Genomic DNA, 13,147 nt, shown 5'->3' on the forward strand with positions numbered 1-13,147 from the left:
GGTGGATCTGCGTCCATACCGGGTAACGATCCTGAGAACGCCTTCAGTTCAGGATTCCCCTGACGGACCCATTAGTCAGCTCGTCCAGAAATTCCACCAGCGGGTCAGGATCAGCATCCCGATGATTCCGATGTGCGCGACCGGCAGGACCCAGGTGAATTCTCCGAGGAATCCCCGCAACCAGCCGGGCGCGGGCAGAAACTCATGCCGTACGTTGAACGACGTCACGTACCAGAACATGATGATCGTGGCGACCCACGCCAGACAGCACCACAGGCACAGCGAGTTGATCCGGTACAGCGACTGGAACTGCAGCCAGGTGCAGAATCCGACGCCGAAGAGGGTGCCGGCGTTGAAGGTCAGCCAGTACCAGCGCGGGTAGGCGGCCCGCGCGAGCAGACTCATCCCGACGCAGATCACGATGCCGTACGCCACCAGGCCGAGCATCGGGTTGGGGAACCCGAAGGCCGCGGCCTGCTTGCTCTTCATGATGTTGCCGCAGGAGACGACCGGGTTCAGGCTGCATCCCGGCACGAAGTTCGGGTTCTCCAGCAGCTTGAACTTGTCGATCGTGATGACCCACGCGGCGAGCAGACCGGCCGCACCGGTGATCACCAGTAGCAGGGCGAACGCGCGGCTGCCCCCCGCGGTCCGCACCCTCGCGGCGCCGCCCGCGGTCCGTGTCATCAGCCGCGCAAACTGTGCGCGGGCAGGAGTACGTGGGCCGCGCTGAGCAGGATCTCCTCGTTACCCGCGAAGGCCGCCAGGCTCTCCGGCTCGACGGGCTTGCCCGGCTCGGCCTCGGGCCAGGCGCGGGTGGCGAACAGAAAGTAGGCGTAGCCCCGTTCACCGACTGCCGCGAGCCACTCGGGCGGCACGACGCACTGAGCGTTGAGGTACGGCATCGTGACGACGGCCTGGCCCGCCTCGACAAGGAGGGTGAGCGGCAGGCTCGGCTGCCGGGTCCCGTCGAGTAGCGAGTCGCCGACGGGCAGACCGTTGTTCCGCAGCAACTGCTCGACGGCGGCCGTGGCGGCCTCTGGGCCGCCTTCACCGTCGCCCAGGGAGTAGGCGAGGAGATAGGGCATGTCGCCGTCGGGCACTTCACCGCTGAAGGCGATGACGGCGAGCGTGCCGAGGTCGACGGCCCGGAAAGGGCGCGCTTGACTTGAGGTTGAGGTCACCGCGGAACCTTATCGACGCACCCGAACGGGCCCGGCCGATTTCTCACCCGTATGGCCGATGACCGACGGGCGACCACACGAATGGGGGACGCTCCTCGAACAACGCGAAGGGCCGACTCCGCGGGTACGGAATCAGCCCTTTCAGTCCGCGTGCGACGTCAATCGAGGAGGCACGACGTCACTTGTTGTCGCACACGTTCCCAAACGCCGGGTTCAACGCGCCGATGACGTTGACGCTGAGGCCACAGGCGTTCACCGGAACGTCCACGGGTACCTCAATGACGTTGCCGGAGGCGACACCGGGGGAATTGGCCGCCGAGCCCTGCGCGCCGGCATCGGCGACGGCGCTGCCCGCGGCGGCACCCGCGGCCATTCCAGCGGTGGCGAAAATGAGAGCGGCCTTCTTGGCAAGGTTCATCGTCCGTCCTTTCCTTGGCGACTTGCTTCAGCCTAGGGATGAGTTCGCAGGCCTTTCGGGAAGACACGCGATGAAGTGAATCCATTTCCCTGAACCGACTGACTGCGGAGGGAACCCATCAGTTCCGGAGAGGAAGTCCGCCGAGGAGCCGCGCGGGGCCGCCGGCCGTGTTGAGCGCCTTCGTCGCGCCACTCACGGCATTGAGCACCGAACTCTTGTTCTCGGTGTCGAGCGCGTTCGACTGATGCTGCAGGGGCTGCACGTCCTTCAGGCTGAGCGAACGCTGGCTGGCGATGGTCTCCAGTGCGCTGTTGAGACTGGTGGGCGTGAGGTCGGAGGCCTCGGCGGCAAAGGCGGGCGCGGCGGCACCAGCGATGATCATGGACCCGGCAACGACAGCGGCAGCATTCAGGGACTTCATCGTGCTCCTTTCTTCGGTGACAGGTGCCACCGGAGGGAATTTCCGCTTTTTCCGGACTGACTAACGAGACCCGGACACGAAGGAAACCCTGTACAGACGATTCCCGCACCCCACCCGAACGTCCAACCCGCAATGAACAGCCTGTGGTCGGCGGCTCGCCCAGGGCCGCGGCCCGGCGCGCCACCCGGCTCGGGCTCCCCGTGTCAGGGCAGCCGGCGCACCCACTCGCGGAGAGCAGGGTGGTTCTTCTTGACGACGGCCCAGGAGCCGTGCGAGGGCCTTGAACCCGCTTGCCTCAATCGGGACAACGCGGACCGGCCGCCCTCCCGTTGGGGAAGGCGGCCGGCAGAAGGTTGGCGCTGACGTCAGCCGTTGGCGCAGGTGTTGCCGAACGCGGGGTTCAGCAGACCGATGACGTTCACGGTGTTCCCGCAGACGTTGACCGGAACGTGGATGGGCACCTGCAGAACGTTGCCCGACAGGACGCCAGGGGATTGGGCAGCCGAGCCGGTTGCGCCGCTGTCGGCGGCAGCGATGCCGGCGGTGCCCGCCACAGCAGCGGCGGCAATGGAGGTCAGGGCCAGGCCCTTCGCGATACGCGACATGGAGAAGTGCTCCTTGGAATCGTCACAACGTCCGGGCGAGATGCCCGGTGCTGGAATCAACGCGCAGGACACGCACGAGTTGCGCCTCCAAAGGAGTGATCCCACCATCACCGAACTCCACCATTCCGATACATTCATGAGATTTAACCGACAAACGCAGTGAGTGGCTGGAGCCGAAAACCTCCCGCAGCTCCTTGCCAAGGGGATGCCGGAATCAGGCTCGGAATACCGACCTGGAATCGGGCCTCGGCCACCCAGCGGGAGTTGGACCCCGCCCAGGAGGTGGCACGGTGTACCGGGCCACCTGGAGACCGAACGCCTCGTCGCAGCCTCGCGGTTCGGGGCGAGCTGCGAGCAGCTCGGACTGTCGGCCGACGAACTGCGCAGGAGCCCGGCGGCGGCTGCGCACGGGCCCGGGCGGCGAGCGGGTCCCCGCACCCACGGGCCGGCACGGGCGGGACGCGGCCATGCGCATCCAAGCCGGCGCCAAGGGGCGGAAGGACCTGGAGAACAGCACAATTGGGTGCCGGGCGCGGCGAAGCGTCCGGCACCCAGAGCGTCGTACTACCGGCGGGAGGCGACTCGACCTCGTCGGTACAGGACGGCTCCGCCGAGCAGCAGCGCGGCGCCGGCGGCCGAGGCCCCGAGCACGTTCTCACTGCCGGTGCGCGCCAGGGTGGGCGGATTCTCGGAGGGAGAAACGGGCAGGACCGGCTGCCGGACGGTCCGCGGCGGGGTGACAGGCGTCACCGGCGGAACGGTCGGAGGCGTCACCGGCGGGACAGTCGGAGGCGTCACCGGCGGAACGGTCGGAGGCGTCACCGGCGGAACGGTCGGAGGCGTCACCGGCGGAACGGTCGGAGGCGTCACCGGCGGGACAGTCGGAGGCGTCACCGGCGGAACGGTCGGAGGCGTCACCGGCGGGACAGTCGGAGGCGTCGTCGGCGGAACGGTCGGAGGCGTCGTCGGCGGAACGGTCGGAGGCGTCGTCGGCGGGACAGTCGGAGGCGTCGTCGGCGGAGTGCTGACGCTGCCCCCGTGCTCGTTCCCGCACCTGTTGCCGAACGCCGGGTTCAGCAGGGCGACGACGTCGACCGTGTTGCCGCACGCGTTCACCGGAACGTCCACCGGGGCCTGGGCATGGTTGCCTGACAACACGCCGGGCGAGCCCTGGGTCCTGCCGGACGCCATCGAGCCGGAGGAGGTGCCTTGCGAACCCGAGCCGTTGGTGCAGGAGTTCCCGAAGGTCGGGTTGAGCGCGCCGATCACGTTGACAGTGTTGCCGCAGGCGTTCACCGGCACGTGCACCGGAACCTGAACGCTGTTGCCCGACGCGACGCCGGGTGAGTCCATAGCGCTGGCGTCCGCGTGCGAGTCCGCGAACACGGGGGTGCCGTACAGGGACAGGATGCTCGTCGCGGCCGCGGCCACGACCATTCCCCTACTCAGGTTCTGTCGCAATCTCGTTGTCTTCCTGCTTGAAAGAAGTGAGGAAAGCCGGCCTTGGAGCCGAAAGAGCGACCCAAGGCCGACCGTGATCCAGCCGGGAAGGCTGATGCTGTCGCGTCAGTGGTTGGCGCAGCTGTTGCCGAACGCCGGGTTCAGCAGGGCGACGACGTCGACCGTGTTGCCGCACACGTTGACGGGGACGTGAATGGGGACCTGAATCACATTGCCCGAGAGGACACCCGGCGAGCCGACGGCGGAACCCTCGGCGCCGGAGTCCGCGAAGGCCGGGGCGCCCATCCCCAGGGCCATGATCGCGCCGGCGACAACAGCAGCGCTCTTCTTGTGCTTCACGTAATTTCCCTTCTCTGCGGTCGTGGTCCTATGACGGCCGAAACCGAGCGAGCACACCTTGAGCGGCTCGCACCACGACCTGCAGTCTGTAAACGATGGAGGACCGTCCGAAGAAACTAAAGAACGTGCGCCGCTTGGGAATTCACTCGAATCGCCCCAAATTCGAATCGGCACCGAGGTGCACACGAACACCCATACGGGAAGGAACGGTTCCCTTAAATGCGTTCCGCGGGGCCGACAGGACCTGCACGACTGCTCGACGTCGCGCCCACCGACCTCTCGCATCAACCCGGCGGTCCTGGACTGGTTTCGGTGATTCACCCGATCGGCCCTATTGGGCCATCAGGGTGAATGGGAGCAACCAAGGGCGTCCGCGGCGGTTGAACCAAAACGCTCCGATGGACGGGGTTTCTTCAGAATGGATCCAGCCAGTGATCAAGAAGGTTATGACCGCCGCCGCGGTCACCGTTTGCGCCGTCGGCGCTTCCGCTGCTGCCGCGCCGCAGGCGCTGGCGATCGGGAATGACGGTGGGACGACCTCCGTCAGCGGCGTCGGTGCCACCCAGTCGTTCGGCAACTCGGCGACCACGGGGGACATGAGCCCGCAGATGGGGCTCATCCAGGGCTCGCTGAACAAGCCCTGCGTCGGCCTGCCCGCGAAGGCCAATGTGGGCTCGCTCGTCGGCGTCGTCCCGATCGCCGTCCAGGACGTCCCGGTCCTGTCGTCCCCGCAGAACCAGCAGTGCGTCGAGAACTCCACCCAGGCCAAGGGCGACGAACCGCTGTCGCACGTCCTGGACCGGATCCCGGTCCTGTCCGGCAACGGTGTCGGCAACAAGTAGCACTCTCGGCCGGCGGGCCGCAGCTCTCTCGGCGGCCCGCCGGGCCCATCTTCTGTGCGTGACCGTTCACTTGCCGAGTGCACGTCACGAGTCACGTGTCGAAGAGGGGCCCCCGGACCGGCCCGGGTTTCCACATCGAGACGCCGATGGACCTGGCGCCCGTCCGGAAGCCGCGCGAGGCGCCGATCCCACCCAAGGAGCGGCCCCGGCCGAGCGATCCGCCACGCGTCGGCCAGATCGACCACTGCGAGTCGGCTCGGAGGAGCCCACTGGCGTGTCGGGTGACGGGGCGAACGCCCCGCATGCTGGGCCAAATGGGGCACTACCCGCAACCCTTGGGCGGTCTGCCCAGTTGATGATCATGCAGCTCCCCAACAGGAGTCCGCTTTCCGAAGGGAATGAACATGAAGAAGCTGTGGGCAACCGCGGCTATCGCCGCTTCTGTCGCCGGTATCTCGGCCGCGGCCGCCCCCCAGGCTCTGGCGATCGGCGATGACGGTGGCACGACGTCCGTCAGCGGCTACGGCGCCTCGCAGTCGTTCGGCAACTCGGCGACCTACGGCAGCATGAGCCCGCAGATGGCGCTCATCCAGGGCTCGCTCAACAAGCCCTGCGTCGGCCTGCCCGCGAAGGCCAATGTGGGCTCGCTCGTCGGCGTCGTCCCGATCGCCGTCCAGGACGTCCCGGTCCTGTCGTCCCCGCAGAACCAGCAGTGCGTCGAGAACTCCACCCAGGCCAAGGGCGACGAACCGCTGTCGCACATCCTGGACAACATCCCGGTCCTGTCGGGCAACGGCACGAACAACAGCTGATCCCAGCACCGCGAGAGCGGGCCGCCGAGCACCTCGGCGGCCCGCTCTTCGCGTGCTCGGTGACCCTCTTGGCGTGCTCGGCGGCCCTCTTCACGTGCTCGGCGAACCACCCATCGCTGCCGCTATCCCATGAGTCCACTCGCCCGCTCCACCGCGTTCGCGAGGTCGTCCACCGCCTTGTCCTCCGCGGCGGACGCCACCCGGTGGGCACGGTCGGCGAGTTCGCCCAGCGGGAGGGCGCCGGGGAGCGGGTTCGCCTTGTCGTCGCCCGTGCGCAGGTCGTCGGCGAAGTACGCGGCCACGGCATCGACCTGGAGACGGGTGGAGGAGGTCCACAGGTCCTCGTCGAGGGAGCCGGTCTCCAGTTGGCCGGACTCCTCGTGCGGGGCGCGGGTGTCGGGGTCGAGCCAGCGGACGCTCGCGGTGGCGAGGTGGCCGGAGGCGCCGGGCCTGGTGCGGACCGCGTAGAGGGCCGTGACCGTGTGGCCGGGTCCCACCTCGCCGCCGTCCACCCGGTCGTTGCGGAAGTCCTCGTCGGCGACCTGACGGTCGTCGTATCCGATCAGCCGGAACTGCTTGACGGTCTCCGGGTCGAAGGCGACCTGTGCCTTGGCGTCGCGGGCCGTGAGGTCGATGTTCTGCGGAAGCTGCTCGCAGAAGACCTTGCGGGCGTCCTCGATGGTCGAGACGTAAGTCGTGTGGCCGTCGCCCTTGTCGGCGAGGCGCTCCATGAGGGCGTCGCCGTACTCGCTGCCCACGCCGACGCCGAAGAGGGTGATGCCGTGTTCGCGGCGGGCGGTGGAGATGTTCTCCAGGATGGCGTCCGCGTCGGTCTCGCCGGTGTTGGCGAGGGCGTCCGAGATCAGCACGACGCGGTTGGTGACGCCCTCGCGCAGGCCCTTGACGGCCGTGGCGTACCCGGTGCGCACGCCCGCGCCGAGGTTGGTCGACTCCGTCGGTTCCAGTCCCCTGATCGCGTCGTAGATGCGGTCGCGGTGGTGGCCGAGGCGGGTCATCGGGAGCACGGTCCGGGCCTCGTCGCTGAAGGTGACCACGGCTATCGAGTCGTCGTCGCGCAGCCGGTCCGTCATCACGCCGAGGGCGTCCTTGGCGAGGTCGAGTCGGCCGTGCTCGCCCATGGAGCCGGATATGTCGATGACGAAGGTGAGCGCGGCGGGCGGGCGCTCACCGCTCGACGCGGCGTCGCGGGTGGCGAGGCCGACGCGGACCAGCGACCAGTCCTTCTCCCGGGTGCGGGCGCCGTCGACGGTGACCGAGAAGCCGTTGCCGTCGGGACGCCGGTAGTCCTGCCGGAAGCTGTTGACGAACTCCTCGGGGCGGACGGTCGACGCCTCGGGCAGCCGGCCGTCGGCGAGGGCACGGCGTGCGTAGCCGTAGGAGGCGGTGTCGACGTCGAGGGCGAAGGTGGAGAGGTAGTCGGGGGACGGCGCGAACTCGCGGCTCGCGTCGCCCGTCGAAGTGTTCTTCTGCTCGCCCTGGGAGGTCCCGGAGGTCCGGTTCGGGGCGGGCCGCGGGAACCCGCGTCCGCCGGACTTGTTCGAACCGTTCGTCGAGGAGCCGTTGCTGTCGCTCGCGCCGCAGCCGGTGAGGAGCAGGCCGCCCGCGAGCGTCAGACCGATGAGGATGGCGACCGGTCGCCGCCGTCGCCCGGTCCTCGGCCGCCGCCGCGGTCGCCCTGTGTGCTCGTCGTTCCCCGTCAGTGTCATCCGTGCCCCCTCGGTGAGTCGCCTGTCCGCCGGCTGTCTGCCGACGTCATTGGGCCGACGTCTGTGACTGTGACGCCCGAGGGGGCCCGGATGTGCGCTACGGAGCGTTGCGGATGGATCTCGAAGCGGCCACGAAGGGCGGTCGTCGAGACCGGTAGGTGACGCTCCGGAGATCTACGACACGATGTCCTTGCGCCGGAAACCCCGGAAGGCCAGGGCGAACAGGACGAGGGCGTACGTTATCGAAATCGCGGTGCCCTGGATCATGCCGCCCCACTCCGGGTTGGGCTGGATGGCGTCCGCCCAGGCGAACTGCCAGTGTGCGGGCAGGAAGTCGCGCCAGTGGCCGAGGGCGGTGACCGCGTCCAGGACGTTCCCCACGATCGTCAGGCCGACCGCGCCGCCGACCGCGCCCAGGGGCGCGTCCGTCTTGGTGGACAGCCAGAACGCGAGCCCCGCCGTGACGAGTTGGGACACGAAGACGTACGCGATGACCACGAGGAGCCGCTGGGCCGCGGTGCCGGCGGAGAGCGCGCCGCCGGTGGGGATCTCCAGCGGCCCCCAGCCGTACGCCGCCGTGCCCACCGCTATGGCGACGATGGGCAGCAGCACCATCGCGGCGAGACTGAGGCCGAGGGCGACGGTGAGCTTGGACCACAGCAGCCGGGCCCGCGGTACGGGGGCCGCGAGCAGATAGCGCAGCGAGGACCAGCTCGCCTCGGAGGCGATCGTGTCCCCGCAGAACAGCGCGACGGGGATGACCAGCAGGAAGCCCGCGGAGACGAAGAGGTTCACCGCGGCGAAGTTGGCGCCCGACGCGGTCGCCGTGTCCATCAGGGTGACCTGCCCGTTGCGCGAGCCCGGGTCACCGCCGATCGCGAAGGCGATGACGAGCACGAAGGGCAGCACGGCGAGGATCGCGCCCATGACGAGCGTGCGGCGCCGCTTCAACTGCCGCAGGAGCTCCACGCGGAGCGGCAGCGTGTGCCGCGCCCGGTACCCGTCCGCCGTCTCGGCCCGTTCGACGAGCGTGCTCATGCGGCACCTCCGATCAGGGTGAGGAACGCGTCCTCCAGCCGACGGTGGGGACCCACCGACCGCACGGGGACTTCCAGTCGTACGAGTTCCACGAGCAGGCGCTCGGCGCTGCCGCCCTCGTCGAGGCGGACCAGCAGCCCGCCCTCGGCGGCGACGGCCGAGGCCACGCCGGGCAGCGCGCCGATCTTCTCGACGACCGGCCCCTCCACGGGCGCGCCCGTACCGACGAGGAGGGTGTCGCCGGATCCGATGATCTCGCTCACCGGGCCGGCCTGGATCAGCCGGCCGCGGTCCATGACCACCAGGTGGGTGCAGGACTGCTCGACCTCGGCCAGCAGGTGGCTGGAGACGATGACCGTGCGGCCCGCGGCGGCGTAGCGGATCATGACCTCGCGCATCTCGCGGATCTGGGGCGGGTCGAGACCGTTGGTCGGTTCGTCGAGGATGAGGAGGTCCGGGAGGCCCAGCATCGCCTGGGCGATGGCCAGGCGCTGGCGCATGCCCTGGGAGTAGGTGCGGACCGCGCGGGCCAGCGCGTCGCCCAGGCCCGCGATCTCCAGCGCCTCCTCCATGTGGGCGTCCTCGGCCGGACGGCCCGTCGCCTGCCAGTACAGCTCCAGGTTCTCGCGGCCCGAGAGGTGCGGCAGGAAGCCGGCGCCCTCGACGAACGCCCCGACCCGGGAGAGCACCGGGGCGCCGGGCCGGATCGCGTGCCCGAAGACGCGGATCTCGCCGCCGTCGGGCTTGATGAGGCCCATCAGCATGCGCAGCGTGGTCGTCTTGCCCGCGCCGTTCGGCCCCAGCAGACCGAGGACCTGGCCCTTCTCCACGCGGAACGACAGGTCCCGTACCGCGTACCGGTCCGCCGACTTCGCGTACCGCTTGCTCAGGTCGGTGATCTGGAGGGGGACTTCGGCGAGCTCGGGGTCGGGCGCGACCGGGGCCGTACGACGTCGGCCGGTCAGCAGGAGTGCGGCGGCGGCGAGCGCGCCGGCCAGGGGCAGCCACCACACCCAGGAGGGCAGCACGGCGGCGGCGGTCTTCACACCGGGCGCGGTGGGCACGTGCAGGTCGCTCTTCAGGGAGACCGTGTACGTCGCCGGGGCCGCCGGTGAGGCGTAGCCGAGGTCCGTCGAGGCGAGGACCAGGCGCAGCCGGTGGCCCTTCTGGACCTCGTGGTCGACCGCGGGCAACACGATCGTGACGTCCTTGCCCGCCTTCGCGCCGGTCACCCGCACGGGCGCCACCAGTTGCGAGGGCAGTACCGGCTGGGCGGCGCCCGGCCCGACGTCGTACACCTTCCCGAAGAGGACCGCCTCGTCGGTGCTCGACCGGACGTGGACGGTCACGGTCGGCGAGCCGGTGATCCGCAGGTCGCCGCGGAGCGCCGCGGAGTCGAACTGCGCGTACTGGCCCGGGAAGTCGAGGGACACTCCGAGCCCGAGCGCGGACAGCTGGGACAGGCCGCCGGTGCCGCCGAGTCCGGGGAGGGCGGAGATCGCGGGCGGACTCGCGCCCGCGGGGTTCTGGAAGGTCTGCTCGCGTCGGCCGTCGCTCAGCGCGATGGCGTGCTCGCCGCTCTCCAGGCCGGGGTAGACGTCCCCGCTCGCGCCCCGCAGCTGCGCGGCGCCGTCGGTGGAGTCGATGCCGCCGGTGCGGGTGATGCGGAAGGCGGGACCGGTGTCGGCGTTCTTGTCGTCCTTCAGATAGCGGTCGAACCAGGAGCCGACACGGGCCTCGACGCGGCTCGTCTCCGGGTCGCCGCCGTCGTGCCCGCCGGCGATCCAGTCGACGTCCACGGGCGCGCCGTTGGCCCGGATCGCCTTGGCCATCGCGTCGGCCTGGCCGAGCGGGAAGAGGGAGTCGGTCTGGCCCTGCAGGATGAGCGTGGGCACCTTGATGCGGTCGCCGACGGCGGACGGCGAGCGTTGCTCCAGCAGGGCCCGCGCCTGGGCGTCCGGCTTCCCCGACTCCGCCACCCGGTTGTACATCGCGCACAGCTGCGCCTCGAAATGGTCGCAGCCGCCGCCGGAGTTGATGAAGATGCCGGCCCAGAGCTTCTTGAACACGTCGTTCGGGAAGAGCGCGTCCGCCAGGTTCCAGTACGTGATCGAGGGGGCGATCGCGTCGATCCTCTTGTCGTACCCGGCGGCCAGCAGGGAGATCGCTCCGCCGTACGAGCCTCCGGCGACTCCCACGCGCGGGTCGCCGCTCTTGTCGAGCCGGACCTCGGGCCGCTTGGCCAGCCAGTCGATGAGCTTGGAGACGTCGGCGACCTCGCCCTTGGGGTCGTTCAGCCCGATCTTGCCGGTGGAACGGCCGAAGCCGCGCGCCGACCAGGTCATCACCGCGTACCCGTCGCGGGCGAGTTGCTCCGCCTCCCGCCGCATGTCGTCCTTGCTGCCGCCGAAGCCGTGCCCGAGGAGCACGGCGGGGCGGCGGCCGGAGCCCGCGGTGAAGAACGACGTGTCGATGTTCACCCCGGCGCCCGTGGTCATCACACGGTCGGTGCGGTGGACGGCCGGCCCGTCGTCCGAGGCGACAGCGGTCCACGTACCGGCGCCGGCGAGCACGACCACGGCGGCCGCGGCGGCGAACCACCGTCGGCGTCCTCGCCGTGCGGGCCCGCGCAGTCGGGGCAGTCGAAGATCCATGTGTCAACGGTACGGGCCGCCACCGACAACGAAGGCAGCCGTCGGTCTGAACCCGCGCCCCTCCTCCGGGCGTACGAGGCCCCTCCCGTATACCGCGCCCGTGGTACGAGCCGGCTCGGGCGTCTTCACGAGCGCGGTGGTGACGTGGGACTTCGCGTGCACCCCGGAGGGCTCAGGCCTGGACGTCCTCCGGGATCGACACCAGCCAGCGGGTCTCGCGGCGCGGGCGGAGGTAGAAGGCCCAGTAGAGGGTGGCGACGGCTGTGATGCCGCCGGTCCACAGCAGGTACGTCATCTCCTGCTGACTCAGGATGTAGGCGAGGACCGCGATCAGGAGCACCGGCATCGCGGGCCACAGCGGCATGCGCCAGGCCGGGGTGTGGCGGTGCTGGCCGCGCCGGGCGAGCAGGGCGGCGACCGCGACGAGCAGGTACATGGCCGTCACCGAGACGCCCGTGACGCCGTACAGGGTGTCCAGGTTGACGAAGCAGAGGAGGGCGCCGGGGACGCCCACCAGGAGGGTGGCGACCCACGGGGAGCCGAAGCGGCCGAGGCGGGAGAGGCTCTGGTTGATCGGCTCGGGCCAGGCCTTGTCACGGGCGGAGGCGAACAGCACCCGGGAGTTCTGGATGACCATGACGATGCCCGCGTTGATGATCGCGAGGGCGACGCAGAGGCTGACGAAGGTGCCGACGGCGGAGTTGGACCAGGCGGTGACCATGCTGCTGATGTCGCCGCCGGTGAGGGTGGACAGGTCCGAGGCGCCCATGGTGATCGCGACGACCGGGACCAGGATGATCACGGTCGAGATGGCGAGGGTGGCCAGGACCGTACGGGCGACGTTGCGACGCGGGTTCTCCAGTTCCTCCGAGAGGTAGACCGCGGTCGAGAAGCCCTGGGTGATGAAGAGGGCGATCGCGAGCCCCGAGACCACCAGCATGGCCGTCACGGTGTCCGTGTGGCCGCCGGAGCCCGCCACCTGCATCGAGGTGAGGCTGCCCACGCCGCGCTGGCTGTGTGTGAAGCCCAGCACCGCCACGACGGCCGCCGCGATGACCTCGAGGACGAGGAAGACGCCGGTGATCCAGGCGTTGGCCCGCAGGTCGAGCAGGCCCGCGAGGGTGGCCAGGAGCATCACGCCCGCGCCCGCCATCGACGGGTTGAGGTGCACGATCGGCGCCAGGTAGTCCGCGGTGCCCATCGCGATCACCGGCGGCACGATCATGACGACGAGGAGGGAGAGCACGAAGACCAGCCAGCCCGCGAGTCGTCCGGCCATCGTCGACACCATGGCGTACTCGCCGCCCGCGCTGGGGATGAGGGTGCCCAGCTCCGAGTAGCAGAACGCCACGGCGATACAGAGCAGCGAGCCGATCGCGATGGTGAGCGCGGTCGCCGTGCCGAGGGACGAGAACAGGTCGGGTACGACCACGAAGAGCGTGGAGGCGGGCGTCACGCACGAGAGCGTCAGCAGGGTGCCGCCGACGATGCCGATGGAGCGCTTGAGCTTTTGGGGGCTCCCGGAGGCCGTGGGGGCGGCGTCCGGGAGGGCCTGCTCGACAGGGCGGAGCGTGTCGGTCATGAAGCGGTTCCGATCGACTCATGCGTCAGAAGACGACTCGTGCGTCAGGTGATTCGGTCGGGAG

General features: G+C 69.8%; 14 protein-coding genes and 1 pseudogene. 2 read left to right on the top strand and 13 right to left on the bottom strand.

Annotated features, from left to right (window positions below; genetic code table 11):
* Positions 1–75: 75 nt before the first annotated feature.
* From FNV62_RS20180 to FNV62_RS20210, 9 genes and pseudogenes are all read right to left on the bottom strand, one after another.
* Positions 76–687 carry a vitamin K epoxide reductase family protein gene (locus FNV62_RS20180; RefSeq protein WP_143601693.1) on the bottom strand — a complete coding sequence of 204 codons (612 nt, stop codon included), beginning with the start codon at positions 685–687 and terminating at the stop codon, positions 76–78.
* On the bottom strand, positions 687–1,184 hold the full coding sequence (locus FNV62_RS20185) for a DUF5949 family protein (RefSeq protein ID WP_097284794.1): 498 nt from the start codon (positions 1,182–1,184) through the stop codon (positions 687–689). Before FNV62_RS20185 ends, FNV62_RS20180 begins: the two co-directional genes overlap by 1 nt.
* A gap of 178 nt (positions 1,185–1,362) precedes the next feature.
* Positions 1,363–1,602 (bottom strand): chaplin, encoded by a 240-nt coding sequence (locus tag FNV62_RS20190; protein WP_144315478.1) that lies wholly within the window; start codon positions 1,600–1,602, stop codon positions 1,363–1,365.
* 118 nt (positions 1,603–1,720) lie between these two features.
* Entirely contained in the window at positions 1,721–2,023 is a 303-nt protein-coding gene (locus tag FNV62_RS20195; RefSeq protein ID WP_097284795.1) for a hypothetical protein, read from the bottom strand.
* A 365-nt stretch (positions 2,024–2,388) separates the two neighbouring features.
* Entirely contained in the window at positions 2,389–2,628 is a 240-nt protein-coding gene (locus FNV62_RS20200) for a chaplin (RefSeq protein WP_054231823.1), read from the bottom strand.
* A 564-nt stretch (positions 2,629–3,192) separates the two neighbouring features.
* On the bottom strand, positions 3,193–3,279 hold the full coding sequence (locus tag FNV62_RS57575; RefSeq protein WP_309171937.1) for a hypothetical protein: 87 nt from the start codon (positions 3,277–3,279) through the stop codon (positions 3,193–3,195).
* Between the two features lie 4 nt (positions 3,280–3,283).
* Complete coding sequence (locus FNV62_RS57580) at positions 3,284–3,682, bottom strand: hypothetical protein (RefSeq protein ID WP_318658515.1); 399 nt, start codon at positions 3,680–3,682, stop codon at positions 3,284–3,286.
* 50 nt (positions 3,683–3,732) lie between these two features.
* A pseudogene (locus tag FNV62_RS57585) lies at positions 3,733–4,065 on the bottom strand (chaplin family protein); the annotation flags it as partial.
* A gap of 129 nt (positions 4,066–4,194) precedes the next feature.
* Positions 4,195–4,386, bottom strand: a complete 192-nt coding sequence (locus tag FNV62_RS20210; protein ID WP_060900438.1) for a chaplin — start codon at positions 4,384–4,386, stop codon at positions 4,195–4,197.
* Between the two features lie 473 nt (positions 4,387–4,859).
* Between FNV62_RS20210 and FNV62_RS20215 the strand changes: the two genes are divergently transcribed.
* A complete protein-coding gene (locus FNV62_RS20215; RefSeq protein WP_060900436.1) occupies positions 4,860–5,270 on the top strand; it encodes a rodlin in 411 nt (136 codons plus the stop codon).
* A 404-nt stretch (positions 5,271–5,674) separates the two neighbouring features.
* Positions 5,675–6,082 (top strand): rodlin, encoded by a 408-nt coding sequence (locus tag FNV62_RS20220; protein WP_054231869.1) that lies wholly within the window; start codon positions 5,675–5,677, stop codon positions 6,080–6,082.
* A gap of 122 nt (positions 6,083–6,204) precedes the next feature.
* On the opposite strand, the gene FNV62_RS20225 is transcribed toward FNV62_RS20220, so the two are convergent.
* The 4 genes from FNV62_RS20225 to FNV62_RS20240 form a co-directional block, all read right to left on the bottom strand.
* Positions 6,205–7,809, bottom strand: a complete 1,605-nt coding sequence (locus FNV62_RS20225; RefSeq protein WP_144315479.1) for a vWA domain-containing protein — start codon at positions 7,807–7,809, stop codon at positions 6,205–6,207.
* A gap of 174 nt (positions 7,810–7,983) precedes the next feature.
* Positions 7,984–8,847, bottom strand: coding sequence for an ABC transporter permease (locus FNV62_RS20230; RefSeq protein WP_054231827.1), 864 nt, complete (start codon positions 8,845–8,847; stop codon positions 7,984–7,986).
* Positions 8,844–11,501 carry an alpha/beta fold hydrolase gene (locus FNV62_RS20235; protein WP_143608164.1) on the bottom strand — a complete coding sequence of 886 codons (2,658 nt, stop codon included), beginning with the start codon at positions 11,499–11,501 and terminating at the stop codon, positions 8,844–8,846. The genes FNV62_RS20230 and FNV62_RS20235 overlap by 4 nt, the downstream gene beginning before the upstream one ends.
* A gap of 172 nt (positions 11,502–11,673) precedes the next feature.
* On the bottom strand, positions 11,674–13,083 hold the full coding sequence (locus FNV62_RS20240) for an APC family permease (protein WP_097284799.1): 1,410 nt from the start codon (positions 13,081–13,083) through the stop codon (positions 11,674–11,676).
* Between the last annotated feature and the right edge of the window lie 64 nt (positions 13,084–13,147).

Origin of the sequence: Streptomyces sp. RLB3-17, assembly GCF_007113425.2 — a bacterium.
GTDB lineage: Bacteria > Actinomycetota > Actinomycetes > Streptomycetales > Streptomycetaceae > Streptomyces > Streptomyces mirabilis_D.